This is a genomic window from Microbacterium sp. C5A9, from assembly GCF_022627955.1.
Lineage (GTDB): Bacteria > Actinomycetota > Actinomycetes > Actinomycetales > Microbacteriaceae > Microbacterium.
Genome location: NZ_JABXGD010000004.1, coordinates 147661 through 173711 on the forward strand (window position 1 = coordinate 147661; position 26051 = coordinate 173711).

Annotated in this window: 25 protein-coding genes; 16 read left to right on the forward strand and 9 right to left on the reverse strand. The window is 69.9% G+C overall.

Features of this window, described 5'->3' with window-relative positions; translation table 11 throughout:
• Window positions 1–11: 11 nt before the first annotated feature.
• From HWD99_RS09330 to HWD99_RS09345, 4 genes are all read left to right on the forward strand, one after another.
• Window positions 12–644 carry a metal-dependent transcriptional regulator gene (locus tag HWD99_RS09330; RefSeq protein ID WP_241795970.1) on the forward strand — a complete coding sequence of 211 codons (633 nt, stop codon included), beginning with the start codon at window positions 12–14 and terminating at the stop codon, window positions 642–644.
• A gap of 87 nt (window positions 645–731) precedes the next feature.
• Window positions 732–1541, forward strand: coding sequence for an HAD-IIA family hydrolase (locus tag HWD99_RS09335; RefSeq protein ID WP_241795971.1), 810 nt, complete (start codon window positions 732–734; stop codon window positions 1539–1541).
• Between the two features lies 1 nt (window position 1542).
• Window positions 1543–2112, forward strand: a complete 570-nt coding sequence (locus HWD99_RS18670) for a YdeI family protein (RefSeq protein ID WP_241795972.1) — start codon at window positions 1543–1545, stop codon at window positions 2110–2112.
• Window positions 2109–2276, forward strand: coding sequence for a hypothetical protein (locus tag HWD99_RS09345; protein ID WP_241795973.1), 168 nt, complete (start codon window positions 2109–2111; stop codon window positions 2274–2276). The genes HWD99_RS18670 and HWD99_RS09345 overlap by 4 nt, the downstream gene beginning before the upstream one ends.
• 35 nt (window positions 2277–2311) lie before the next feature.
• On the opposite strand, the gene HWD99_RS09350 is transcribed toward HWD99_RS09345, so the two are convergent.
• Complete coding sequence (locus HWD99_RS09350; RefSeq protein WP_241795974.1) at window positions 2312–3469, reverse strand: anhydro-N-acetylmuramic acid kinase; 1158 nt, start codon at window positions 3467–3469, stop codon at window positions 2312–2314.
• Between the two features lie 116 nt (window positions 3470–3585).
• Here HWD99_RS09350 and HWD99_RS09355 point away from each other — a divergent pair, with 116 nt between their 5' ends.
• A complete protein-coding gene (locus HWD99_RS09355; protein ID WP_241795976.1) occupies window positions 3586–3744 on the forward strand; it encodes a hypothetical protein in 159 nt (52 codons plus the stop codon).
• Here the strand turns inward: HWD99_RS09355 and HWD99_RS09360 are convergent.
• Together HWD99_RS09360 and pyrE are read right to left on the reverse strand one after the other, a co-directional pair.
• Window positions 3713–4615, reverse strand: coding sequence for an ROK family protein (locus HWD99_RS09360; RefSeq protein WP_241795977.1), 903 nt, complete (start codon window positions 4613–4615; stop codon window positions 3713–3715). The two genes, HWD99_RS09355 and HWD99_RS09360, sit on opposite strands and share 32 nt — an antisense overlap.
• Window positions 4612–5172: an orotate phosphoribosyltransferase gene (gene pyrE / locus HWD99_RS09365; protein ID WP_042541265.1), complete on the reverse strand. Its 561-nt coding sequence runs from the start codon at window positions 5170–5172 to the stop codon at window positions 4612–4614. The genes HWD99_RS09360 and pyrE overlap by 4 nt, the downstream gene beginning before the upstream one ends.
• Window positions 5173–5209: 37 nt before the next feature.
• Here pyrE and HWD99_RS09370 point away from each other — a divergent pair, with 37 nt between their 5' ends.
• On the forward strand, window positions 5210–6058 hold the full coding sequence (locus tag HWD99_RS09370; RefSeq protein WP_241795978.1) for an exodeoxyribonuclease III: 849 nt from the start codon (window positions 5210–5212) through the stop codon (window positions 6056–6058).
• A 5-nt stretch (window positions 6059–6063) separates the two neighbouring features.
• Entirely contained in the window at window positions 6064–6888 is an 825-nt protein-coding gene (locus tag HWD99_RS09375) for a Cof-type HAD-IIB family hydrolase (protein WP_241795979.1), read from the forward strand.
• Here the strand turns inward: HWD99_RS09375 and HWD99_RS09380 are convergent.
• Window positions 6885–7511, reverse strand: a complete 627-nt coding sequence (locus HWD99_RS09380) for a dihydrofolate reductase family protein (protein WP_241795980.1) — start codon at window positions 7509–7511, stop codon at window positions 6885–6887. The genes HWD99_RS09375 and HWD99_RS09380 overlap by 4 nt on opposite strands.
• A gap of 12 nt (window positions 7512–7523) precedes the next feature.
• Entirely contained in the window at window positions 7524–7964 is a 441-nt protein-coding gene (locus tag HWD99_RS09385; RefSeq protein WP_241795981.1) for a VOC family protein, read from the reverse strand.
• Window positions 7965–8268: 304 nt separating this feature from the next.
• Here HWD99_RS09385 and HWD99_RS09390 point away from each other — a divergent pair, with 304 nt between their 5' ends.
• The 6 genes from HWD99_RS09390 (at window position 8269) to HWD99_RS09415 (ending at window position 14878) form a co-directional block, all read left to right on the forward strand.
• Entirely contained in the window at window positions 8269–9564 is a 1296-nt protein-coding gene (locus HWD99_RS09390) for a sensor histidine kinase (protein ID WP_241795982.1), read from the forward strand.
• Window positions 9561–10271 carry a response regulator transcription factor gene (locus HWD99_RS09395; RefSeq protein WP_241795983.1) on the forward strand — a complete coding sequence of 237 codons (711 nt, stop codon included), beginning with the start codon at window positions 9561–9563 and terminating at the stop codon, window positions 10269–10271. Before HWD99_RS09390 ends, HWD99_RS09395 begins: the two co-directional genes overlap by 4 nt.
• A 25-nt stretch (window positions 10272–10296) precedes the next feature.
• Window positions 10297–11493, forward strand: coding sequence for a benzoate/H(+) symporter BenE family transporter (locus tag HWD99_RS09400; RefSeq protein ID WP_241795984.1), 1197 nt, complete (start codon window positions 10297–10299; stop codon window positions 11491–11493).
• Between the two features lie 69 nt (window positions 11494–11562).
• Window positions 11563–12783 carry a hypothetical protein gene (locus HWD99_RS09405; protein WP_241795985.1) on the forward strand — a complete coding sequence of 407 codons (1221 nt, stop codon included), beginning with the start codon at window positions 11563–11565 and terminating at the stop codon, window positions 12781–12783.
• A gap of 104 nt (window positions 12784–12887) precedes the next feature.
• Window positions 12888–13784, forward strand: coding sequence for an ABC transporter ATP-binding protein (locus HWD99_RS09410; protein ID WP_241795986.1), 897 nt, complete (start codon window positions 12888–12890; stop codon window positions 13782–13784).
• 38 nt (window positions 13785–13822) lie between these two features.
• Window positions 13823–14878 carry an ABC transporter permease gene (locus tag HWD99_RS09415; protein WP_241796151.1) on the forward strand — a complete coding sequence of 352 codons (1056 nt, stop codon included), beginning with the start codon at window positions 13823–13825 and terminating at the stop codon, window positions 14876–14878.
• A 92-nt stretch (window positions 14879–14970) separates the two neighbouring features.
• Here the strand turns inward: HWD99_RS09415 and HWD99_RS09420 are convergent, their stop codons facing one another.
• Window positions 14971–18435, reverse strand: a complete 3465-nt coding sequence (locus tag HWD99_RS09420) for a bifunctional proline dehydrogenase/L-glutamate gamma-semialdehyde dehydrogenase (protein ID WP_241795987.1) — start codon at window positions 18433–18435, stop codon at window positions 14971–14973.
• Window positions 18436–18585: 150 nt separating this feature from the next.
• Here HWD99_RS09420 and HWD99_RS09425 point away from each other — a divergent pair, with 150 nt between their 5' ends.
• On the forward strand, window positions 18586–19494 hold the full coding sequence (locus HWD99_RS09425) for a LysR family transcriptional regulator (RefSeq protein WP_241795988.1): 909 nt from the start codon (window positions 18586–18588) through the stop codon (window positions 19492–19494).
• A gap of 8 nt (window positions 19495–19502) precedes the next feature.
• Here HWD99_RS09425 and HWD99_RS09430 read toward each other — a convergent pair whose 3' ends face one another.
• The gene (locus HWD99_RS09430; protein WP_241795989.1) at window positions 19503–20144 is read right to left on the reverse strand and encodes a hypothetical protein; all 642 of its coding nucleotides are present in this window, start codon (window positions 20142–20144) and stop codon (window positions 19503–19505) included.
• Window positions 20145–20294: 150 nt separating this feature from the next.
• On the opposite strand from HWD99_RS09430, the gene HWD99_RS09435 reads away from it, so the two are divergent.
• The gene (locus tag HWD99_RS09435; RefSeq protein WP_241795990.1) at window positions 20295–20882 is read left to right on the forward strand and encodes a nitroreductase family protein; all 588 of its coding nucleotides are present in this window, start codon (window positions 20295–20297) and stop codon (window positions 20880–20882) included.
• Window positions 20883–20965: 83 nt separating this feature from the next.
• Window positions 20966–22471 carry an amino acid permease gene (locus tag HWD99_RS09440; protein ID WP_241795991.1) on the forward strand — a complete coding sequence of 502 codons (1506 nt, stop codon included), beginning with the start codon at window positions 20966–20968 and terminating at the stop codon, window positions 22469–22471.
• Window positions 22472–22553: 82 nt separating this feature from the next.
• Here HWD99_RS09440 and HWD99_RS09445 read toward each other — a convergent pair whose 3' ends face one another.
• Together HWD99_RS09445 and coaBC are read right to left on the reverse strand one after the other, a co-directional pair.
• Window positions 22554–24752, reverse strand: a complete 2199-nt coding sequence (locus tag HWD99_RS09445; RefSeq protein ID WP_241795992.1) for an ATP-dependent Clp protease ATP-binding subunit — start codon at window positions 24750–24752, stop codon at window positions 22554–22556.
• 76 nt (window positions 24753–24828) lie between these two features.
• The gene (gene coaBC, locus HWD99_RS09450; protein WP_241795993.1) at window positions 24829–26043 is read right to left on the reverse strand and encodes a bifunctional phosphopantothenoylcysteine decarboxylase/phosphopantothenate--cysteine ligase CoaBC; all 1215 of its coding nucleotides are present in this window, start codon (window positions 26041–26043) and stop codon (window positions 24829–24831) included.
• Between the last annotated feature and the right edge of the window lie 8 nt (window positions 26044–26051).

The window sequence follows — 26051 nt, forward strand, 5'->3', positions numbered from 1 at the left end:
AGGCTGGACCCGTGGCATCCCCGGCAGCAGACGACTACCTCAAGACCGTCTACGCGCACACCGAATGGCAGGATGCGCCGATCACCCCCTCGGTGCTCGCCGCGAAGCTCGGCATTGCCCCGTCGTCGGTGACCGAGATGGTCAAGAAGCTCGCCGCCGCCGGACTCGTCTCGCACGTCCCGTACGGTGCGGTGCGCCTGACGGAGGCCGGCACGCAGCGCGCCCTCGCGATGGTGCGGCGTCATCGGCTGATCGAGACCTGGCTCGTGCGGGAGTTCGACTACGGCTGGGACGAGGTGCACGACGAGGCCGAAGTGCTCGAGCACACCATCAGCGACCGTCTGCTCGAAGGCATCGACGCCCGACTCGGACGCCCCCGCTTCGACCCGCACGGCGATGCGATCCCGGATGCCGCGGGTGTCGTCGACCGCGAGCCCTTCGTGCTGCTCGCCGACGCCCCGACCGGGCATATCGGCCGCGTGCTGCGCGTCGACGACCGCGACCCCGAGCTGCTGCGCGCGCTGGAGGCGACCGGCGTCGTCGTCGCCGCGACCGTCACGACCACCACCTCGGGCATCGAGCTCGCCGGCGTCGAGACCGCGCTCCCCGAGGGCGCGGCCGGAGTGGTCTGGCTCAGCGCCTGAGCGCTGCCGCCCCGCCGCCCTGTCGCCTGTAGACCTGTCGCCGCAACCTGACACCTGCCCGTCACCGCGGGCCAATAGGCTGAGCACATGGCACACCGCGATGACATCGAATGCTGGCTGACCGACATGGACGGCGTACTCGTTCATGAGAACGACGCCATCCCCGGAGCCGCCGAGCTGCTGGCCGGGTGGGAGCAGAACGAGATCCCGTACCTGGTGCTGACCAACAACTCGATCTTCACGGCACGCGATCTGTCGGCCCGTCTGCGTGCGAGCGGACTCACCGTTCCGGAGGAGCGGATCTGGACCTCCGCGCTCGCCACCGCCGACTTCCTCGCGCAGCAGCTGCCCGGCGGCTCGGCCTTCGTGATCGGCGAGGCAGGCATCCTCACCGCGCTGCACGAGGCCGGGTTCATCATGACCGAGACGAACCCCGACTTCGTGGTCGTCGGCGAGACCCGCAACTACTCCTTCGAGGCGATCACCAAGGCGATCCGGCTCATCATCCGGGGCGCGCGCTTCATCGTCACCAACCCGGATGCCACGGGTCCGTCCGCCGATGGCGTGATGCCGGCGACGGGCGCGATCGCCGCTCTCATCACCAAGGCCACCGGCAAGGAGCCGTACGTGGTCGGCAAGCCGAACCCGATGATGTTCCGCTCCGCGCTCAACAAGATCGGCGCGCATTCCAAGAAGACCGGCATGATCGGCGACCGCATGGACACCGACATCATCGCCGGCATCGAGGCGGGCCTGCACACCGTGCTCGTGATGACGGGAATCAGCGACGAGGCCGAGGTGCAGAAGTACCCGTTCCGTCCCGACGAGATCGTCGACTCGGTCGCCGATCTCCTGCCGACCGTCACGGCCTCGATCCCGACGCTCGACGAGGACTGACGTGGGCGCACTCGACGAGGGCGAGCGGGTCGTCGCAGCGGATGCGGCGACCTGGCGCGCCTGGCTCGAGGAGCACCACGAGCGCACTGCCGGAGTCTGGCTGCTGAGCGTGCGCGGCAAGGACTCCGGCGGCGTCGGCTACGACGATGCCGTGCGACACGCACTGTGCTTCGGCTGGATCGACGGCCCGGTGCGCACGTTCGACGATCGGACCGTGGGCCAGTGGTTCTCGCCACGACGGCGCGGCAGCGGCTGGGCGGCGACCAACAAGGCGCGCCTCGTCGACCTCGAGGCTGCCGGCCTGCTCGCGCCGGCCGGCATCCGTGTGCTGGAGGCCGCCAAGGCCGACGGGTCGTGGACCATGCTCGACGGCCCGGAGGCGGGCATCGAACCGCCCGAACTGACCGCGGCACTCGATGCGGTTCCCGCCGCGCGCGCACACTGGGACGCGTTCCCGAAGTCGGTCAGGAAGTTCGGCCTGACACACATCGCGACGGCGAAGCGCGCGGAGACGCGTGCGGCGCGGATCGCCAAGATCGTGGCGGATGCCGCGGAGGGGAAGCGCCCATGAACCAGTCGGACCTGCTGTTCCTGGTGGTGATCCTGATCCTGCTCAGCACGCTGACGGTGTTCATCGTGCAGTTCGTGCGCTCGCGCCGTCGCGGCGGAGGAGAGGGCGGCGGTCGCGCGGGCTGGTGGGAAGGCCCCTGGGACGACGACGACCGCAAGCGCTGAGCGCCGCCGACCTCCGGGGGCATCCCCCGCCGACCTCAGCCCAGGGTCAGACTGCGGACGCGTGCGACCGGCTCCGGCATCCGCAGCGGACCCGCTCCCGGCGTGATCGTGCCGAGTATGCGCGGCTCACGCGCCCCGGTACCGCCGGGCGTCACGGCCGCGACGCCGTGCATCGTGCACCAGCCGATCAGGGCGAACAGGATCGCCTCCTTGCTGTCGACCGGCGCCCCGAGCTCGTCGGCCAGAACGACCTCGACGTCGGGGAGCGCCTCGCGCAGCCCCTGCATGATCAGGGGGTTGTGGCATCCGCCGCCTGACACCGCGAGGAAGCGGATGCCGGCGACCCGGACGTCCTGCGCGACCGTGCGCACCGTGAGCTCGGTCAGGGTGCGCACGAGATCAGCCGGCGCGATGCCGGGCCGCACCCGGTCGACATGCGCGCGCACGTAGTCGAGGTGGAAACGCTCTTTGCCGGTGCTCTTCGGAGCGGCCAGCGCGTAGTACGGGTCGGCCAGCAGAGCCGCGAGGAGCTCCTCGTCGACGCGGCCGGAGCGGGCGACCGCGGCATCCACGTCGTACCCGCGCTCGTTCAGCCCTTCGGCGACCACGACCGCATCGACGAGCGCGTTCGCCGGTCCGATGTCGTACGCCGAGAGCCCCTCGGGGCCGACGACGGTCATGTTGGCGATGCCGCCGAGGTTCACCGCGGCGGAGATTCCCGCACGACCGCGCAGAAGCAGTTCGTCGAGGAACGATACGAGCGGAGCACCGTGGCCACCCGCGGTGATGTCGCGGATGCGCACGTCGGAGACGACCGGTGCACCCACGCGCTCGGCGATCCACGCGGGCTGCCCGATCTGCAGCGTGCCGAGCGCATGGCCCGCATCGACCCAGTGGAACACGGTCTGACCGTGGGAGCTCACGGCGTCCACGCCCCCGACGGCGTCGGATGCGGAGGCCGCGACATCGGCGAAGGCCTGGCCGATCAGAGTGTCCAGCTCGCAGACCTCGGCGAGCGTCGTCGGCGCAGGGGGCAGCGCGGCGATCAGTCGCGCGCGCAGTGCGGGGTCGTACGGGACGCTGTCTTCGTGCAGCACGGTGCCGCGCAGCTCGCCGTCGGTCTCGTCGAAGTCCACGACCGTGACGTCGATGCCGTCGTGTGAGGTGCCCGAGAGCAGTCCGAGTACGCGCATGCGTGATCCTTCCGTCGCCTGGTACGAGCGTAGAGCGCTTTTGTTAGGGAGGCGAACTGAAACTGATGTCCGCGCAGCATTCTGCGGGCCTCGCTCGTCGTCGACAGAGTGAGCGCATGTGCGTGTCAGCAGAGATCGTCGCCATCGTCATCGGCGCGGTCGGCATCATCGTGATCGTGAGTGCCTGCATGATCGCCGGCATCTCGTGGGGCGTCCACCGGTCCCACGCGGACCGCGCCGGCGTCAGCGCAGGACGAGCGCCGCAGCGCCGATGAGCGGCCCCTCGTCGCCGAGGCCCGAGCGCACGACGCGGGTGCGACGCGAGTACTCGTGCGCGGCGCTCGCAGTGAGGGCCTGCTGCACGAGGTCGATGTAGTCGGCCGAGACCCGAGAGAACCCGCCACCGATCGCCACCATGTCGAGGTCGACGAGCGTCGCCGCATCGGCCAGAGCCTCGCCGACAGCCTTCGCCGACCGCTCGATGGCCGCACGGGCGACCGAGTCACCGGCAGCGGCGTCCCGGGCGAGGTCCTCACCCGTCGCCCCGCTCCAGCCCTGCTGCTGCGCCCAGGCGGCACTCGCGGGTCCTGAGGCGATCTCCTCGAGCGTGAGACCGCCCTCGCGGCGTACCTGCCCGAGGTGTCCGGCGTTTCCGGTGGCGCCGGGGATGTACGCACCGTTGACGACGAATCCTCCCCCGACACCCGTCGAGACGACGATAGAGAGAGAGGAACGGGCCTTCTTGGTCGCACCGAACCAGGACTCGGCGAGCGCGAGCGCCCCGCCGTCGTGTCCGAAGACGGTGGGCAGCGCACGACCGAGGAGCCCGGAGGCCGTGGTGCGCACCGCATCCGCGAGACCGTACCCGCGGGCTGCGGGCATGTTCACGGGGAGTATCTGACCGACGTTGCGATCGATCGGGCCGGCACTGCCGATGCCTGCCCCGACGAGCTCGGCATCGTCGGGAAGACGCGACAGCGCATGGGAGATCAGTGTCGCGATCGCGTCGTCGAGTGACGCGGGTGTGGCATCCCGGCCCGTCGCCCTGCGGCTGCGGCTTCCCCGCACGAGCACACCGTGCTCGTCGACGAGCGCGGCCTCCATCTTGGTGCCGCCGACGTCGACGGCCAGCGCGTAGCGGGTCACTGGGGGTCGAGTCCGAGGTCGTCGAGGTCGAAGGCGGCGCGCCACTCGAGACCCTCGGCTTCGATCGCGGCCTGAGCCCCGGTCTTGCGGTCGACGATCACGGCGACGGCGACGATCTCGGCGCCCTCCTTGCGCAGGGCCTCGACGGCCTTGAGTGCGGACTGGCCGGTGGTCGAGGTGTCTTCGAGCACGACGACGCGCTTGCCCTTGACGTCGGCCCCCTCGATCTGACGACCGCGGCCGTGGTCCTTCGGCTCCTTGCGGACGACGAAGGCGTCGAGCGGCTTGTCGGCGGCGACCGAGGCGTGCAGCACCGAGTTGGCGATCGGGTCGGCGCCGAGCGTCAGGCCTCCGACTGCGACGACGTCGAGGTCGCCGATCAGGTCGAGCATGATGCGGCCGATCGCGGGGGCGGCGCGGTGGTCGAGGGTGAGCTTGCGCATGTCGACGTAGTACGTCGCCTTCTTGCCGCTCGAAAGGGTGAAGTCTCCGTGGAACACCGCCTCGTCCTTGATCAGGTCGAGGAGGGTCTGGCGGTCTGCGTCGAGTGCGGTCACGGCATCCAGTGTAGGAGGCAAGCCCTAGGCTTGACGCATGCGCTTGGCCACCTGGAACGTCAACTCCATCCGCACCCGCGTCACCCGCACCGTCGAGTTCGCCGTCCGAGAGGACATCGACGTGCTGGCGATGCAGGAGATCAAGTGCAAGCCCGAGCAGTTCCCGTACGGGCCTTTCGAAGAGGCCGGATACCACGTCGAGGTGCACGGCCTGAATCAGTGGAACGGCGTCGCGATCGCGAGCCGCCTGCCGATCACCGACGTGCGCACCGCGTTCGACGGCATGCCAGGCTTCGCCAAGGGCCATGAGGGTCCGGATGCTCCGCTCGAGGCGCGTGCCCTGGGCGTGGTGGTCGACGGCGTGCGCGTGTGGAGCCTGTATGTGCCGAACGGCCGCTCGCTCGACGACCCGCACTACACCTACAAGCTCCACTGGCTCGAGGCGCTGAAGACGTCCACGGCTGCCGAGCTCGCAGCGAACCCCGACCTGCCGCTCGCTCTGGTCGGCGACTTCAACATCATCCCGTTCGACAGGGACAACGGAGACCCCGACATCGTCGAGGGCGTCTCCACGCACGTCTCCCCGCAGGAGCGTGAGGCGTTCTTCGCGTTCGCCGACGCCGGCGTCACCGACGTCGTGCGCCCGCTGATCCCCGAGGGCTTCACCTACTGGGACTACCAGCGGCTGAAGTTCCCGCGCAACGAGGGGGTGCGCATCGACTTCGTCCTCGGCTCCCGCACGCTGGCCGACGCGGTCACCGGTGCATCCATCCACCGCGATGAGCGCAAGGGCGAGCAGCCCAGCGATCACGTGCCGGTCGTCGTGGAGTTCGATCTCGGCGGCGGCGCTGAAGACGACGACGACCTGCCGATGATCTTCTCCTGAGCACCGTGCCCTTCCGTCTGATCGCGACCGACCTCGACGGCACTCTGCTCACCTCGGCATCCGAGGTCAGCACGCGCACGCGGGCGGCTCTCGACGCGGCGCGGGCTCGCGGCATCCACGTCGTGCCCGTCACCGCCCGCCAGCCGATCGGCCTGCGGGCGATCGCCGCCGGTGCAGGCTTCGACGGGTGGGCGCTGTGCAGCAACGGCGCCTACGCGACGCATCTCACCGAGGGGCGGATGCTGTTCGCGGAGGAGCTTCCGGCAGAGACGATCCGCTCGCTGGCCGAGGCGCTGCGCGCGAGCATCCCGGACCTGCTGTTCGCGAGTGTGCGCGAGGGGGGCGAGACCTTCGTCGCCCAGCACGGATATGCCGAGATCGCCGACCTGTCCGACCATAAGCGCGACCCGAAGACCATGGGCGGCGTGGCACTCGACGAGGTGGTCGCGGCTCCGAGCCTGAAGTTCGTGATCCGGCATCCCGAGCTCGCACCGGCGGCGCTCTTCGACGTGCTCCGCGACCTCGACCTGACCGGATTCGAGGCGACCCTCTCGGGCGCCCCGTTCGTCGAGGTCATGGCCGAGGGCGTCACCAAGGCCTCGGGCCTGGCGCGTCTGTGCGCCCATCTGGGTATCGATCGCCGTGAGGTGATCGCCTTCGGCGACGCGCTCAATGACGTCGAGATGCTGCGCTGGGCAGGGCACGGCGTCGCGATGGCCGGCGCGGATGACGTCGTGCAGGATGCCGCAGACGAGACCGCCGCCTCGAACGACGACGACGGCGTCGCGCGGGTCATCGAACGGATGCTCGGCGGCCTCCGAACCGACTAGTCCTCGAACGTGCCCACGGCCGGCACCCGGTCCGTGCGGCCGTAGCGCACCAGCATCACTCCCCCGTCATCCGCCACCGGCGGCTCGAGCAGCGTGAGAACCGAGGGCAGCGCCCCGTCGTCGAACACCTTCTTGCCCGCGCCGAGAAGGATCGGATAGATCCACAGGTTGAGTTGGTCGAAGAGCCCCTCGGCGAGCAGCGAGTGCACCAGGTCGATGCTGCCGATGACGTGCACCTCGTCGTGCCTCATGCGCAGATCGGCGATCTCGAACTCGAGATCGGCGCCGACCCGCACGCTGCCCTCCCAGTCGAGGGCGGGAGTCGCATCCCGCGTCGCGACGTACTTCGGCACCCGGTTGAAGAGACGCCCGATCTCACCCGACGGACCGTCGGCGTGATGGGGCCAGTATCCGGCGAAGATGTCGTACGTGCGGCGGCCGAGCAGCAGCGCGTCGAGGTTCTGCATCCCCTTCATGACCTCGGGGCCTACGCCCGATGACGGGTACCCGGCCTGCCAGCCGCTGAAGCGGAAGCCCCCGGAGGTGTCCTCGTCGGTGCCGCCAGGCCCCTGGGCGACGCCGTCGAGGGTGGTGAAGAGGTCGATCAGGATACGACCGGTCATCGGATTCCCCGGTCAGGCCGGGTCGCCCTGCTCGGCGAGGAAGGCGTCGGGACCCTGCTCGGCGGCCGCCGGGTCCATGTACATGAACTCGAGCACGTTGCCGTCGGGGTCCTCCAGATCGCGGGAGTACATGAAGCCGTAGTCCTGCGGGTCCTTCGGCTCGGTTCCGCCCGCGGCGAGACCCGCGTCGAGCACGGCATCCACCTCGTCGCGCGAGTCGCGGCTGATCGCGACGAGCACCTGCGCGGCAGTCTTCGGGTCGACGACCGACTTGTCGGTGAACGTGGCGAAGTACTCGCGGGTGAGCACCATGAAGAAGACGTCCTCGCTCCACACGACGCACGCCGCGTTCTCGTCGGTGAACAGCGGATTGATGTCGCAGCCGAGCGCCGTGTAGAACGCCTTCGAGCGCTCGAGATCGGCGGTGGGCAGATTGACGAAGACCTTGGTCACGGTGACTCCTCTGTCGATGCTGTCGCAAGCATGCTCGCCAAAGTTCGCCGCCCCGTCAAGGCCCTTCGAGGGTGTCGGACGTCGGGCGCGTGCGCATCGGCATGAGCACTCCGGCGCCGGCGGTGAACTCACCGATGGGCGGATGCTCGACCGCGAGATCTCCGCCCAACACAGAGATCGCCGCCCACCGCGGCGGACGCAGCACGAACCACGGCGCACGAAGCTCGACGCTCGCGGTCTGACGCCCGCACGATCCGTCGTGCGGGGGATGCCGCGGCGACCCCCGCGCCCCTACGGTGGAGGGATGCCCGCCGCGCCTTTCCTCCGCACACCCACCGCCCGCGAGCAGCGCGGCGATCTGGTGCTGGCCGCGGTCATGTTCGTGGGCGCGATCCTCAGCGCCGCGCTCTCGACCGTCGCCGAGATCTACGGCGACACGAGGGCCCCGGAGTGGACAGCGCTCGTCTACGCACTCGCGGTCACCGCGCCCCTCGGATGGCGGCGCCGCTGGCCCGCCGCGGTCGCGATCGCCGTCTGCGCGGCGTACTTCCTCGCCATCACGTTCCAGGTGCCGGAGATCTACGTCGGCAACATCGCGATGTTCGTGTCGCTGTACACCGTGGGCGCCTGGATGAACAACCGTCGGGCCGCGATGATCGTGCGCGTCGCGATCATCGTGGGCATGTTCATCTGGCTGCTGATCACGATGTACCACACGGCGATCGATGAGGCCGAGAAGGCCGAGGTCGCCGCAGGCCTCCTCTCGCCCTACCTGGCGTTCATGCTGATCCAGCTGCTGCTGAACGTGCTCTACTTCGCCGGCGCCTACTACTTCGGCGAGCGCTCGTGGAACGCGGCGCAGGAGCGCGCGGTGCTCGAGCAGCGCACCGCCGAGCTCGAGCAGCAGCGTGAGGTCACCGCGGCACAGGCGGTGGCTCTCGACCGCGTGCGCATCGCCCGCGAGCTGCACGACGTCGTCGCCCATCACGTGTCGGTGATGGGCGTGCAGGCGGGTGCGGCGCGGCTCGTGATCGATCAGGACCCGGCGAAGACGACGAGCATCCTGACCGGCATCGAGGGCTCGGCGCGCGACGCGATCCATGAGCTGCGGCAGCTGCTCGAGACCCTGCGGTCCCCCGGCGGTGAGACGACCGACGCCTCGTCGACCGTGAGCCTCGATGACATCGCCGACCTCGCGGCGGCCTCGACCGAAGCGGGTCTGCCCACCGACTACGCCGTGATCGGCGACCCGCTGCCGGTGCCCTCGCTCGTCGCCGTCAACCTCTACCGCATCGCCCAGGAGTCGCTCACCAACGCACGCCGCCACGCAGGCGCCGGAGCGACTGCGGATGTGCGGGTGCGGTACGACGAGCACGGCGTCGAGGTGGAGATCGTGAACACCGGTCGCACGATCGCGGCCCTCCGTCCCGGGCTCGGCCAGCTCGGCATGCGCGAGCGGGCCGCGGCATCCGGAGGCACGCTCGAGGTCACACCCCGACCCACGGGCGGTCTGCGCGTGCGCGCGAGGGTGCCGCTCGACGGGTCGACGCCGCGGACGACCCACGACTCCCTGATGACCGAGAGCAGCGCCACGCGATGACCGACACCTCCACGCCGATCCGCGTCCTGCTGGTGGACGACCACGCGATGCTCCGCGCGGGCTTCCGCACGATCCTCGACACCCAGCCCGACATCACGGTCGTGGGCGAGGCCGCCACGGGGGCCGAGGCCGTCGCACAGGCCGCGGCGCTGCATCCCGACGTGATCACGATGGATGTGCAGATGCCCGACATGGACGGCATCGAGGCGACCAGACGCATCGTCGCCGACCCCGAGATCTCCGCGGCGATCGCGATCATCACGACGTTCGACCGCGACGACTACCTGTACCAGGCGCTGGATGCCGGAGCCAGCGGATTCCTGCTCAAGAACGCCGGTCCCGAAGACCTCCTCGCGGCCGTCCGGGCTCTCGCAGCGGGCGACGGGATGCTCGCGCCCGAGGTGACCCGTCGGGTGCTCGCACGGTTCGCGACGGCATCCGCTCCGGCATCCGACGCCGAGCCGTCGCGGGTCCCCGCATCCGCATCCGCGTCCGCACCGGTGGTCACGCTGGCCGAACCGCTGACCGAGCGCGAGGCCGAGGTGCTCGCGCTGCTCGCGGATGCCCGGAGCAACGCGGAGATCGCGAGTGCGCTGTTCATCGGCGAGGCGACCGTGAAGACGCATGTCTCACGCATCCTGCAGAAGCTCGGCGCCCGCGACCGGGTGCAGGCCGTCGTGCTCGCGCACCGCATGGGACTCGCCTGACCCGGGTCATGGATACCCTCGGAGGGTGTCCGCTCCCGCGTCCTCCACTCCCGTGCCCGCCGCTCCGCTGTCCCGCCCGATCGTGGCGGGCATCGTCACGGCGCTCGTGGGATTCACCAGCTCATTCGCGGTCGTGCTCACGGGCCTCACCGCCGTCGGGGCGTCCTCGGCGCAGGCGGCCAGCGGTCTGCTCGCGGTCAGCCTCACGATGGGCCTGGCGTGCATCGTGCTGGCATGGCGGTATCGGATGCCGATCACATCCGCCTGGTCCACGCCCGGCGCCGCGCTGCTCGCCGCGACCGGCGTCGTCGACGGGGGCTGGTCGGCGGCCATCGGAGCGTTCCTCGTCACCGCGGCGCTGATCCTGCTCACCGCGATCTGGCCGGCTCTCGGCGCGCTGATCGCGCGCATCCCTCCCTCCATCGCGCAGGCCATGCTCGCCGGCGTGCTGCTGCCGCTGTGCCTCGCGCCCATCACCGGTCTCGTGACGAACCCCTGGGGCGTCGTCCCCGTCGTGCTCACCTGGCTGGTCTTCGCCCGTCTCGCGCCGCGCTGGGCCGTGCCGCTGGCGTTCGTCGCCGCCGCGATCGTCGTCGCGGTCTCCCTGCTGCAGGCGGGAGCGCCGGTGGATGCCGGTCTGCTGCTCCCCCGGGCCGAGTTCACCGCCCCGACGTTCACCGTCGGCGCGCTCGTCGGCATCGCGCTGCCGCTCTTCATCGTCACCATGGCCTCGCAGAACGTGCCGGGAATCGCCATCATGCGCAGTTTCGGCTACGAGGTGCCGTGGCGTCCCGCGATGCTCGTCACGGGGATCGGCACCGCCGCGGGCGCGACCGCCGGCGGCCACGCGATCAATCTCGCCGCGATCAGCGCTGCGCTCGCGGCATCTCCCGACGCCGACCCCGATCCGGCGCGCCGCTGGGTCGCCGGCGTCTCGACAGGGGTCTCGTACCTCGTGCTCGGCGGCTTCTCGGCGGCGTTCGCGGCTCTCGTGCTGCTCGCGCCCGACGCCGTGATCCCCGCCGTCGCAGGCCTCGCGCTGTTCGCCGCGTTCGGGTCGTCGGTGCAGCAGGCCATCGACGACCCGGGCGAGCGGATCCCCGCGGTCGTGACATTCCTGGTGGCGGCATCCGGCGTCTCGCTGCTCGGAGTGAGCGCCGCGTTCTGGGCGCTCGTGGCGGGGCTGCTCGTGCGCACGGTGCTGCACGCGGGGCGGCGCTGACCCGGCATCCGCTGCGGTGGGGCTGAGCGCCTCTTCGGCTCCGCCCCCTTCGGCGGTTAGCGTGGACGCGTGATCCCTTCGTCCGCCGCCTCCCCCTCGCCCGCGAGCGCCCCCGGTTTCTTCGACGCCCGTCCGCTCGTCGAGCCGGTGCATCCCGCCGAGGTCGACGCCTTCGCGCGGGCCCATCGTGCGGCGAACCCGACTTCGGGGGCGCAGATCGTCGGCTGGGTGTTCGCGATCGTCGGGCTGCTCTGCATCGTGCCCGTGATCGGCATCATGCTGATGGGACTCGGATACGCGATCGGCAGGGGCACCGGCGTCGCGGTCGGCCTGGTGCTCGCCGTGCTGCTCACCGCGGGTCTCCTCGTCGGCGGGATCGTGCTGGTGCGGCGGGCGAACCGCACCCGCACCCTCGCCCGTCTGCGTCTCTCGCGCTTCGCCGGGGCCAACGCGATGACCTACATCGACCGCATCGACGCCCCGCCCCTGCCGGGCATGATCTTCTCGATCGGATCGAGCCGCATGTCGACCGATGTGCTGCGCGGCGTCGAGCCCCGGTTCGTGGAGTTCGGCAACTACCAGTACACGACGAGCAACGGCAAGCAGACGCAGACCCACCGGTGGGGCTATGTGGCCGTGAAGCTCGACGTGCCGCTGCCGAACATCGTGCTCGACGCGCTCGGCAACAACACGCTCGGCAGCACCCTCGCCCTCGCGTTCAGCCGCGATCAGCGACTCTCGCTCGAGGGCGACTTCGACCGGTACTTCTCGCTGTACTGCCCGGCCGGATACGAGGCCGATGCCCTGTACCTGTTCACGCCCGACGTCATGGCGCGGTTCATCGACCATGCCGCGCAGCTCGATGTCGAGATCGTCGACGACTGGCTCTTCCTCTACGCTCGGCGCGAGGTGTCGACGCTCGACCCCGCGACGTGGGCGTGGCTGTTCGGGGCGGTCGGCGCGCTTCTCTCCAAGCTCGACCAGTGGGCGCGGTGGCGCGACGACAGGCTGCGACTCGCCGCGCAGCATCCGACGAGCCCCGGTGGGGCACTCCCCGGCGGAGCGCCCGGCACCCCCGGCATGCCTGCCGTCCCCTCCTCCGCCGCGCCGGGACTGCCGTTCGCCGCCCCCGCAGGCCTGCTCACCCCTCCGCCCGGTGTGGCTCCCCCGGGTCGACGACTCCGGCGACGCAGCCCCTGGCTGATCGTGGGCATCGTGCTCGGCGTCGTGTTCATCGTGACGACCGCGCCCTTCGCGCTGGGCATCTTCGCCTTCCTCTTCCTGGGCTGACGGCTCCTCCGCCTCCGGGGGGATGCGCGGCGGAGGCGCGTCCGTCGCGGATCTCCGCCACAGGGGGGATGCCGCAGCCGCCCCACCCTCCGTAGCGTGAGGGCATGACCACAGGAAAGCTCGTACTGAGCGGCATCACCAAGAGCTACGGCTCGCGGCGCGTGCTCGACGACGTCTCGTTCGAGGTGGCCCCCGGGCGCCTCACCGGGTTCGTCGGCGGCAACGGCGCAGGCAAGACCACGACCATGCGCATCGTCCTCGGGCTCCTCGCAGCCGACGGCGGATCGGTCACACTGGGCGGCACCGCGCTCACGAGCGCGGATCGACGTCACTTCGGCTACATGCCCGAAGAGCGCGGGCTCTACCCCAAGATGAAGGTCCTCGACCAGATCGTCTACCTCGCGCGCCTGCACGGATTCAGCAAGCCGGACGCCACCACACGGGCCACCGCGCTGCTCACCGAACTCGGGCTCGAGGAGCGCCTGGGCGACACGATCGAGTCGCTGTCGCTCGGCAACCAGCAGCGCGCGCAGATCGCCGCCGCCCTGGTGCACGACCCCGAGGTGCTGATCCTCGACGAGCCGTTCTCGGGCCTCGACCCGCTCGCGGTCGATGTCGTCGCATCGGTGCTGCAGGCCTCGGCCGCGAAGGGCGCGTCGATCCTGTTCTCCTCCCACCAGCTCGACGTCGTCGAGCGGCTGTGCGACGACCTCGTGATCCTCGCGGGGGGCACGATCCGCGCCTCCGGCTCGCGCGATGGGCTCCGCGCCCAGCACGCCGGCGACCGGTACGAGCTCGTCTCCGCCGGGGATGCCGGCTGGCTCCGCGCCGAACCGGGCGTGACCGTGGTCGACTTCGAGGGCGGATACGCCCTGTTCGACGCCGACGGTCCCGAGACCGCCCAGCGCGTGCTGCGCGCCGCCGTGGAGCGCGGCGATGTCGCGAGCTTCGCACCGAAGCATCCGTCCCTCGCCCAGATCTTCAAGGAGGTCATCCAGTGAGCACCCCCAAGAGCGCCGGATCCGGCGTGCAGGCGTCGATGATCTGGCTCGTCGCCGAGCGCGAGATCGGCTCGAAGCTGCGCAGCAAGGCCTTCCTGATCTCCACCGGCGTGCTGCTGCTCATCGCCCTCGCGGGAATCGTGATCGGCGGCTTCGCGAGCAAGAACACGAGCACCATGCCCGTGGCCGTGACGTCGGAGACGGCGTCGATCGTGTCGGCGCTGCCCGACATCGAGGTCACCGAGGTGACTGATCAGGCAGAGGCCGAACAGCTGCTGCGCGACGAGAAGGTCGACGCCGCGGTGCTGCCCGGCGACGGACCGACCGGCGTCACCGTCGTCGCCCTCAAGGACGCACCCAGCGGGCTCGTCTCGGCGCTCTCGCAGGCCCCGACGATCGAGATCCTCGAACCCGCGACCACGAACCCCCTGCTGCGCTACTTCATCGCGATCGCCTTCGGCATCGTGTTCATGGGCGCTGCCGCGACGTTCGGCGGCACGATCGCCCAGAGCGTGGTCGAAGAGAAGCAGACCCGCGTCGTCGAGATCCTGCTGTCGAGCATCTCGGCCCGCACGCTGCTGGCCGGCAAGGTCATCGGCAACACGATCCTCGCGATGGGGCAGATCCTCGCGCTCGCGGCGGTGGCGACGATCGGTCTGATAGCGACGGGCCAACGCGAGGTGCTGTCGACGCTCGGGGCGCCGATCATCTGGTTCGCCGTGTTCTTCCTGTTCGGGTTCATCCTGCTCGCGGCGATGTTCGCGGCGGCCGCATCGATGGTGTCACGTCAGGAGGACATCGGATCGACCACGACCCCGATCACGATGCTCATCATGGCGCCGTACGTGCTCGTGATCGTGTTCAACGACAACCCGCTGGTGCTGACGATCATGTCGTACGTGCCGTTCTCCGCGCCGGTGGGCATGCCGATGCGCCTGTTCGTGGGCGAGGCGCAGTGGTGGGAGCCGCTGCTGAGCCTGGTGATCCTGCTCGTGAGCTGCGTCGCCGCGATCGTGGTCGGCGCGAAGATCTACGAGAACTCGCTGCTGCGCATGGGCACGCGGGTGAAGCTCGGCGAGGCGCTGCGAGGCTGAAGTCGCTCGGATACCGCTCCATCGACGAAGGCCCCACCCCGCAGACATCTGCAGGGTGGGGCCTTCGTCGTTCAGATGGTCACAGACCGGGGTCAGATCAGGCCGTCGGACAGGGTCGTCGGGTTTCCGAATCGGTGGTTCGTGATCGACACGGCCTGCTCGTGCAGGAACGGCAGCATCTCGACCCGGCCGGCACCCGTGACCGTGTGCGACCACACCGCGACATCCGGCGTGCCGCCGAGAGCCTCGAACAGGGCCGAGGCGTCGCCGCCGACGAGACGAAGGCGCTTCCAGCTGTGCGCGGCCTTCGCCGACGCCTTCGCGTAGCCCTTGACCCAGGCCGCGTCCTTCGCGTGCGACACCGTCACACCGTGCGCGCGCAGCGCCTTCTCGACCCGCGAGGGCAGCGCCGGAGCCGACACCGTGAAGGGGCTGCCGCTGCGCAGAGCGGCGGCGATCACGCGGATGCCCTCGACGAGCGGGGCGTTCTCGGCGATGCGCACATCGGTCTCGACCGGACGGTAGCGGAACACGTTGCGCTCGACGCCGAGGCCCGACCGGTCGCTCACGGCACCGAACTCCTCGACCCATGCACGCTCGTCCGCCGCAGCCGCACGGTGCAGCCATTCGATCTCGACGGCGTCGAGGTCGGAGCCCGCCGCTGCCAGCAGCGCTTCGACGGGCGAGCTGATGGCGGCGCCCGTCGCGGCGGCCGGCAGCTCTGCGGAAGCCCAGTCGCCGAGCCCGAACAGGTAGTTCGGTCCGCCGGCCTTGGCGCCGGCACCCACGGCGGAGCGCTTCCACCCGCCGAACGGCTGGCGCTGCACGATGGCACCGGTGATGCCGCGGTTCACGTACAGGTTGCCGGCCTCGACACGGTCGAGCCAGGTCGCGACCTCGGCGGAATCGAGCGAGTGGATGCCGGCGGTGAGGCCGTAGTCGACGGCGTTCTGCAGGCGGATGGCCTCGTCGAGGTCCTTCGCGTGCATGATGCCGAGCACCGGGCCGAAGAACTCGGTGAGGTGCGTGGTCGAGCCGGGCGCGACCCCGATCTTCACACCGGGAGTCCACTGCCGGCCCTCGGCGTCGAGCTTCTTCGGTTCGACGAGCCAGCGCTCGCCCTTGTCGAGCGTCGTCAGGGCGGTGAGCAGCTTGCCGTTCGCGGGCTCGATGATCGGCCCCATCTGCGTCGCGGGGTCGTCGGGCAGCCCGACGCGCATCGAGGTGACGGCGTCGACGAGCTGACGCTCGAACCGCTTCGAGTCGGCGACCGAGCCGACCAGGATCGCGAGGGATGCCGCCGAGCACTTCTGCCCCGCGTGTCCGAAGGCGCTGCGTGCGACGTCGGCGGCCGCGAGGTCGAGGTCGGCCGAAGGCGTCACGATGATCGCGTTCTTGCCACTCGTCTCGGCGAGCAGGGGCAGGTCGGACCGGAATGAGCGGAACAGCTGCGCGGTCTCGTAGGCGCCGGTGAGGATCACCCGATCCACCTCGGGGCTGGCGACCAGACGCGTGCCGAGGTCGCGGTTCGCGAGGTCGACGAGCGCGAGCAGGTCGCGCGGCACACCCGCGGCCCACAGCGCCTCGACCATCACGGCGCCGCAGCGCTGCGTCAGCTTCGCCGGCTTGATGATGACACCGGAGCCCGAGGCGAGGCCCGCGAGCACACCGCCGGCGGGGATCGCGACGGGGAAGTTCCACGGCGGCGTGACCACGGTCACCTTCGAGGGCACGAACTCCGCGCCGACGATGTGCTCGAGGTCGAGAGCGCGCTCGGCGTAGTAGTGCGCGAAGTCGATCGCCTCCGAGACCTCGGGGTCGGCTTCGGCGATGGTCTTGCCTGCTTCGCGCGCCATGATCTCGATCAGCTGTGCGCGACGCGCGGCGAGCTCGTCGCCCGCCCGGTGGAGCACCGCGGCGCGCTCGGCGGCCGGACGCGCGGCCCACGCCTCGGCAGCTGCGGATGCGGCGGCGAAGACGCCGTCGAGCTCGTCGGCCGTCTCGACCCGGGCGAGGGCGATCGAGTCGAGGCCGAGCGTCGACGCGGTCGAGCGGGCGAGGATCTCGCGACCCCACGCGCGGTTCGCTGCGATCGCCGGATCGCTGTCCGGCTGGTTGTGGAATCCGGTGGTGCCGGCATCCGGTGCGGTCTCGGCCTCGGCCGCCCGGTCCTGCACGCGATTCGAGGCGGGCACGCTGCGGTCGGCCTCGAGGGCGGCCAGCGACCGTTCGAAGCGCTCCCGCTCGCGGGTCAGCAGCGTCGGGTTCGAGGCGAGCTCGAACACGGCGGACATGAAGTTCTCGGGGCTCGCGTTCTCCTCGAGGCGACGCACGAGGTACGCGATGGCGACGTCGAACTCGGCGGGGTTGACGACCGGCGTGTAGAGCAGCAGCTGGCCGACGTCCTTGCGGACCGCCTCGGCCTGACCGGTGGCCATGCCGAGGAGCATCTCGTACTCGACGGCGTCCGTGACGTTCCGCTCCTTCGCGAGCAGCCACGTGTACGCGATGTCGAACAGGTTGTGCCCTGCGACGCCGATGCGCACGGCATCCAGGCGCTCGGGGGTCATCGACCAGTCGAGCACGCGCTTGTAGTTCGTGTCCGAGTCCTGCTTGGTGCCGTAGGTGGCGAGAGGCCAGTCGTGGATCTTCGAGTCGACCTCTTCCATCGCGAGGTTCGCACCCTTGACGACGCGCACCTTGATGGGCGCTCCGCCCTTCGCGCGACGCGCTGCGGCCCACTCCTGCAGCTGCTGCATGGCGCCGAGCGCGTCGGGCAGGTAGGCCTGCAGCACGATCCCTGCCTCGAGGTCCTCGAGACCGGGCTGGTCGAGGATGCTGGTGAACGCCGCGATCGTCAGGTCGAGGTCGCGGTATTCCTCCATGTCGAGGTTGATGAACTTCGTCGTGCCGGTGGCCTCCGACGAGGCGGCGAGGCGGTAGAGCGGGGTCAGCTTCTCGACGACGTCGGCGACGGCCTCGTCGAACGACCACATCGACAGCTGGCTGACGACGCTCGAGACCTTGATCGAGACGTAGTCCACGTCCTTGCGGGCGAGGAAGTCGTAGGTGCCCTGCAGGCGGTGGCCGGCCTCGCGCTCGCCGAGCACGGCTTCGCCGAGGAGGTTCAGGTTCAGGCGGTTGCCGCTCTTACGCAGCTTGGCGATCGCCGGGCCGAGCTTCGAGGGGGTCGCATCGAGCACGAGGTGCCCGACCATGGCGCGGAGCACGCGGCGCGAGATCGGCACCACGACGCCGGGGAGCTTGGGCGCCCAGAAGCCGCCGGCCCTGATCGCCGCCCGCAGGTAGCCGGGGAGGAGCGAGGGGGTGAGGTCGGAGATCTCGGCGAGCTTGCGGCCGGCGACTCCGAGGTCTTCGGGCCTCATCACGCCGTCGACGAATCCGACGGTGAACGCCAGGCCGTTCGGGTCCTTCAACACCTCGGCGAGGCGCTGGGCTGCGGGTTCGACGGGGTGCGTCTCGCTCTCGGCGAGCCAGCGCTGCACGAGGGCGGCGACGTCTTCGGTACGCGGAGTGGTGTCGGCGGCGACGGTCATCGGTGTGGCCTTTTTTCGGGGGAGCGCACACCCGGGATTCGTGTGCGGCTCGATCATTCTGAGGCGCGCGGGTAGGCTACGTCTATCAACCGATCTGCACGTTTTCTGTTCGGTTTCACTTAACCTTCGAGCGAGACGGAGCCGCACCGGATGCTGGACGTCAATCGGCTCAGACTGCTCGTGGAGCTCTCGCGACGGGGCACGCTGTCGGCGGTCGCCGATGCCCTCTCGTACAGCAAGGCATCGGTGTCGCAGCAGCTCAGCGCGCTCGAGCGCGAGGTGGGCGTGCCGCTCCTTCGCCGCGTGGGCCGGGGCGTGCAGTTGACCCCGCAGGGAACCGTGCTCGTCGCCGAGGCGATCGGCATCCTCGATCAGCTCGAGCACGCCCAGGTGGCGGTGGCCGAATCGCTCACCGAAGTCACCGGCACCGTGCACGTCGCGGTGTTCCAGTCGGCCGCGCACTCGCTGCTCCCCCAGACACTCGACGCCCTGCGTCACGAGCATCCGGCCCTGCGGGTCGAGGTGACCGAGTGCGATCCCGAGACGGGACTCGTGGGCGTCTCGAGCCGCGACTTCGACCTGATCCTCGCCGAGCAGTACCCCGGTCACACGCGGCCGATCCACGGAGACCTCGACCGCGTGGTACTCGCCCACGACGCGATCACCCTCGCGCGGAGCCCGGACTCCAGCCCCGATCCCGACCCGGCGTCCGCACTCTGGGAGACCCGCGAGCTGCCGTGGGTGCTCGAGCCCGCGGGCACCGCATCACGCGCGTGGGCCGAGCAGCTCTGCCGCACGGCGGGCTTCGAACCCGACGTGCGCTTCGAGATCGCCGACCTCACCGCGCACGTGCGCCTGATCCATGCGGGGCTCGCCGTCGGCCTGCTGCCCGAGCTCGTCTGGGCGGGCGACACCCCCTCGGTCGACATCACCGCACTGCCCGCCGCTCCCCGCCGCGAGATCTTCTCGTCGGCCAGGCGGGTCTCGGCGGCAGCACCCTCGATCCGGGCCGTGCGTCGCGCACTCGCGGGGGCCGCGACGCGCATCCTCCCCGACTGACACCGCGCTCACGGCGTCGGCGTCGGCGTCGTCGTCGTCATCGGCGACGCCGCGAGCTCCGAGACGCGCGACACCGCCCCCAGCCGCCGCCACGGCGAGAGCGGCGAGAGCGGCGAGAGGGTTCGGCCTTCGCACCACCCGGCCGCGGCATCGTTCAGCCCTGAGACACCGACCCCCAGCTCGGCCTTCACCGCCTGCGCATCCGGCCAGAGCAGCACCGTGCGCGGGGTGAACGGTCCGAACGCCTGGACGTAGGCCGCCACGCATCGGATGGATGCCGACCCGGCGGCGACAGGCGCACCCCGGTGCTCGCATCCGCACCCGAATCCGCAACCGCCCTCGCATCCGCAACCGCATCCGCCCTCGCATCCGCTGATCGCCTCGCGCAGACCCGCGTACTCCACCGGGCGCGCGGCGAGCGCTGCTCGCACCGTCCCGAGCTCCCGCGAGGTCTCGACCGGCACGCCGAGCCGGTCGGTCAGCACGAGGACCTTCAGACACTCGAGCAGATGCTGGTCGGCGTCACCCCGACAGCGATCGTCGAGCGCATCGAGCACCGCGCTCGCGTACTCCCGCGAGAGCCCCGGCAGCATCTCGCCCATCGCGCCTGTCGCAGACGTCACTCGATGACACACCCGGGATGCTCGCATGCGAGAACCCTACTCAGTCGTGAAGGAGCGCATCGCCGTCATGTGGATACATTCCGGAATCTTGGGAATATGCGCTCGCATGCACCTGTTTACACTCGATGTAGCCCGGACGAAGGAGTCCGATCCCTCTCCTTCTCGAAAGGCACTTCCATGAGCACCCCTGTCGTCGACCGCACCGCCCCCACCGATCACCCCGTCCTCGACGTCCTCGCCGGACGGTGGAGCCCCCGCGCCTACGACGCGGAGAACACCATCGACGACGCCAAGCTCGACGCCGCCCTCGAGGCTGCACGCTGGTCACCGTCGGCGTACAACCTGCAGCCGTGGCGCTTCATCGTCGCCCGCCGCGGCACCGCCCTGTTCGACCAGGTCGTCGGCTCGCTCGTCGAGTTCAACCAGCTCTGGGCCTCGAAGGCGTCGGCCCTCATCGTCGCCATCGCCGAGACCGAGTCCGACGAGGGCAAGGCCATCAGCCATGCGGTCTACGACCTCGGCCAGGCCGTGGCGCACTTCTCCGTGCAGGCCCACCACGAGGGTCTCCTCGTGCACCAGATGAGCGGATTCGACCCCGAGGTCGTCCGCGAGTTCGCCGATCTGGCACCCCGGTTCGCCCCGATCACCGTGATCGCGGTCGGCGAGCTCGGCGACGCAGCGGGCCTTCCCGAGGGTCTGCAGCAGGGTGAGACGGCACCCCGCGTGCGCCGCCCGATCGCCGAGACGGTCATCCTCAGCGCCTGATCACCTCAGCCTTCTGAAGGGCGCCACCCGACATTCGGGTGGCGCCCTTCGTGCGTGGCCGACGCCGACCTAGAATCGAGCGCATGGCGATTCAGCGAAGGATCAAATCGGTCGAACAGTCGATGGCCGAGACACACGACGAGAAGCGCTCGCTGAAACGCTCGCTCGGTGTCTGGGACCTGGCCGTGATGGGCGTCGCCGTGGCGGTCGGCGCGGGCATCTTCTCGGTCGGCGCCGAGGCGTCCGCCCGCCATTCCGGCCCCGCCGTGATCATCTCGTTCATCATCGCGGCGGCCGTCTGCGGCCTGGCGATCCTCTGCTACGCCGAGTTCGCATCGTCGATCCCGGTCGCGGGTTCGGCATACACGTTCACCTACTCGACGCTGGGCGAGTTCCTCGCCTGGATCATCGGCTGGGACCTGATCCTCGAGATGCTCATGGCCTCGGCCGTGATCGCGAAGTACTGGGGCGTGTATCTGGGCGACGCGGTGTCGCTGTTCAACCTCGAGATCCCCATGACCCTGCAGCTCGGACCGCTCTCGTTCGACTGGGGGCCCGTGGTCATCGTCGCGATCTTCACCGTGCTGCTCGCCCTCGGCACCCAGCTGTCGAGCCGCGTCAACAGCGTGTTCACGGTGATCAAGGTCGCGATCGTGCTGTTCGTCATCGTCGTCGGCTTCTTCTTCATCAACGGCGCCAACTACACCCCCTTCGTTCCGCCGGCCGAGTCCGGCGCCGCCTCCGAGAGCGCGTGGACGCAGTCGCTCTTCTCGTTCATGACCGGCTCGGAGCCGACGATGTACGGCGTCTTCGGCATCCTCAGCGGCGCCGCCCTGGTGTTCTTCGCCTTCATCGGATTCGACGTGGTCGCCACCAGCGCCGAGGAGACGAAGGACCCGAAGCGCACCGTGCCGCGCGGCATCATCCTCGGCCTCGTCATCGTGACGGTGCTGTACGTGCTCGTCGCCATCGTGATCACCGGGATGGTGTCGTACACCGAACTCGCGAAACTCGAGGAGCCCTCACTGTCGAGCGCCTTCGAGCTGGTCGGCGCGACGTGGGCCGCCCAGGTGATCGCGATCGGCAGCCTCGTCGGCCTCACGACGGTCGTGATGGTGCTGCTCATGGGACTCGCCCGCGTGATCTTCGCGATGAGCCGTGACGGCCTGCTGCCCCGCTCGCTCAGCGTGACCGACGCCAAGCGCGGCACCCCGATCCGCATCCAGCTGATCGTCGGCGTCGTGATCGCACTCATCGCCGGCTTCACCGACGTGCAGGTGCTCGGCGACATGATCAACATCGGCACCCTGTCGGCGTTCGTGCTCGTGAGCATCGGCGTGCCGATCCTGCGCAAGAGCCGCCCCGACCTCGAGCGTCCGTTCACGGTGCCGCTGTCGCCCTGGCTTCCCTGGATCTCGGCGCTCGCCTGCTTCTGGCTGATGCTGAACCTCAGCACCGAGACCTGGCTGCGCTTCGGCATCTGGCTGGCGATCGGCATGGTGATCTACTTCGCGTACTCGCGACGCCACTCGATCCTCGGACAGGGGCTGGCGGCGGACGCGATCGCGGGCCGCGGCACGCGCATCTAGCGCCGCGCGGACAAGCAGGAGGGGCGGATGCCGCGGCATCCGCCCCTCCTGCATATCCGGGCCCGGTCCTGCTGGTCCCGACCTAGTCGTCGATCAGCTCGGCCTCGATCACGTCATCGTCCGGCTCGGGCGCGGTCGAGGTGAGGACGAGTCCGGTGCCGTCGACCGCCACATCGACGCGCACGGTGTCGCCGTCGTGCACACCGCCGGAGAGCAGCGCCGTCGCGAGCTTGTTCTGCACCTCGGACTGGATCAGACGGCGCAGCGGGCGGGCGCCGAACATCGGGTCGTACCCCCGCTCGGCGAGCCACGACCGGGCATCCGGCGTGACGGCGAGCGTGAGCCGCCGATCGCGCAGCCGATCATGCAGCTGGTCGATCGAGAGTTCGACGATCTGCGCGAGGTCGTCCTGACTGAGCGCCGAGAACATCACGATGTCGTCGAGGCGGTTGAGGAACTCCGGGCGGAAGGCCTGGTGCACGAGAGCCATCACCTGCTCGCGCTTCGCGTCGGGCGACAGCGTCGGGTCGATGAGGATCGGCGAGCCGAGGTTCGACGTGAGGATCAGGATGACGTTCGAGAAGTCGACCGTGCGACCCTGGCCGTCGGTGAGACGGCCGTCGTCGAGCACCTGCAGCAGCACGTCGAACACCTCGGGGTGCGCCTTCTCGACCTCGTCGAGCAGGATCACGCTGTACGGACGGCGCCGCACCGCCTCGGTGAGCTGACCGCCCTGCTCGTAGCCGACGTATCCGGGAGGGGCGCCGACGAGCCGCGAGACCGAGTGCTTCTCGCCGTACTCCGACATGTCGATGCGCACCATGGCGTGCTCGTCATCGAAGAGGAACTGCGCGAGAGCCTTGGCGAGCTCGGTCTTGCCGACTCCGGTCGGACCGAGGAACAGGAAGGATCCGGTGGGGCGACCGGGGTCGCTGATCCCCGCACGCGAGCGCCGGACCGCGTCGGAGACGGCCTTGACGGCATCCTTCTGCCCGATCAGGCGTCGGCCGAGTTCGGACTCGAGGTGCAGGAGCTTCTCGCTCTCACCCTGCAGAAGGCGTCCGACAGGGATGCCGGTCCATGCGGCGATCACGGCGGCGATGTCCTCGTCGGTGACCTGCTCATTCACCATGCGCGGCTCGGACGACACGGTCGCCTCGGCCTGTTCGGCCTCGGCGATCTCGCGCTCCAGGCGTTTGATGGTCTCGTACTCGAGCTTGGAGGCACGGGTGTAGTCGGCCTCGCGCATCGCGAGGTCACGCTGCGTGACGGCCTCATCGAGCTGCTTCTTCAGCTCGCCGACGCGGTTCAGGCCCTGACGCTCGCGAGCCCATCGGGCTTCGAGCTCGGCGAGCTCCTTCTCCATTCCGACGAGCTGCTCGCGCAGCGCGCCCAGGCGCTCCTTCGACGCGGCGTCCTTCTCGCGCTTGAGTGCGAGCTCCTCGAGCTTCATGCGATCGACCTGCCGCTTGAGCTGGTCGATCTCGACGGGAGACGAGTCGATCTCCATCTTGAGGCGCGACATCGACTCATCGATCAGGTCGATGGCCTTGTCGGGCAGCTGCCGCGCCGGCAGATAGCGGTTCGAGAGCGCGGCGGAGGCGACCAGGGCGCTGTCGGAGATCGTCACCCCGTGATGCGCCTCGTACCGGCCCTTGAGCCCGCGGAGGATCGCGATCGTGTCCTCGACCGTCGGCTCGCCGACGTAGACCTGCTGGAAGCGTCGCTCGAGTGCGGCATCCTTCTCGATGAACTCGCGGTACTCGTTGAGCGTGGTGGCGCCGATCAGGCGCAGCTCACCGCGGGCGAGCATGGGCTTGAGCATGTTCGACGCCGCGACGGATCCCTCGCCGCCGCCCGCGCCCATGAGCACGTGCAGCTCGTCGATGAAGGTGATGATGCGACCCTCGGACTCGGTGATCTCCTTGAGCACGCTCTTGAGCCGCTCCTCGAACTGTCCGCGGTACATCGCGCCGGCGACCAGGGCCGAGATGTCGAGCGACACCAGCTGCTTGTCCTTGAGCGACTCGGCGACGTCACCCGCGACGATGCGCTGGGCGAGGCCTTCGACCACGGCCGTCTTGCCGACTCCGGGCTCGCCGATGAGAACCGGGTTGTTCTTGGTGCGACGGGTGAGCACCTGGCTGACTCGCCGGATCTCGCTGTCTCGACCGATCACGGGGTCGAGCTTTCCCTGTCGGGCACGGTCGGTGAGGTTGATCCCGAACTGCTCGAGGGCGGACTGCTGGTCGTCGTTCTGTGCGCTCTGTGGGCCTGGCATGTGTTCCTCCTGGGAGACTCCTTCTGGTCACTTCTCTGGTCGACGTCCGAAAAAGTTGAGTGGACGTGACTCAAGTTTAGCGCACCGAGCGCACAGTATCCAGGATCACTCGGGCGACCTCGCGCTTCGCTCCCGCGGCAACGGCGACGACCTCTCCCCCGGCTCCGACGATCTCGACCTCGTTGTCGTGACGCTCGAACCCCTGCTCGGCATTCGCGAGATTCACCGCGAGCAGGTCGACCCCCTTGCGCTCGCGCTTTCGCCGGGCGCGATCCCGACGCTCGTCGGCCGACTCCGACGTCTCGGCGGCGAACGCGACGATCGTCTGCCCCTCGGGCGCGGCGCCCTCCGCCCGCGATGCCGCGAGCGCCGCCACCACGTCTTCGTTCTCCACGAGCTCGAGCCGCGTCAGCAGACCCTGCTCCTTCGTGAGCTTGTGCGCCGAGACGGAAGCCGGCCGATAGTCGGCCACCGCGGCGGCCATGATCACGATGTCCGCCGCCGACGCGGCATCCTTCATCGCCGTCGAGAGCTCGGCTGCGGTGCCGACGGCCACCACGCGGATCGAGGGATGCCGCGCCTCGGCCTGCACATCGCCCGACACGTTCGCCGCGACCAACGTCACGACCGCTCCTCGCGCGGCGGCCTCGGCGGCGAGCGCGACGCCCTGTCTGCCGCTCGACCGATTGCCGAGGAAACGCACGGGATCGATGGGCTCGCGGGTGCCGCCCGCCGAGATCGCCACACGCACGCCCGCCAGGTCCTGCGGAGCGACGAGCGCGAGGGCCGCCTCGACGATCTCCTCGGGCTCGACCATGCGCCCCGGACCGCTGTCGCCGCCGGCGAGCTCGCCGTCGGCCGGACCCACCAGGTGCACCCCGCGCCCGCGCAGGGTCGCGGTGTTCGCCTGGGTGGCGGCGTTGCGCCACATCTCGGCGTGCATGGCGGGTGCGAGCAGCACCGGCGCCTCGGTCGCGAGCAGCGTGGTGCCGAGCAGGTCGTCGGCGATGCCCGCGGTGATCTTGGCGATCGTGTTGGCCGTAGCCGGTGCGACGATCACCAGGTCGGCGTTCTGCCCGAGCGCGACATGGCGAACACGGGCGACGTCGTCGTGCACGCTCGTGGTGACGGGATGCCGGCTCAGCGCCTCCCACGTCGGGGTCCCCACGAAGCGCAGGGCGTCTTCCGTGGGCACGACGGTCACATCGTGACCCGCCTTGGTCAGCAGACGCACCAGGTGCACTGTCTTGTATGCGGCGATGCCACCCGTAACCCCGACGACGATGTTCACGGTTCGAT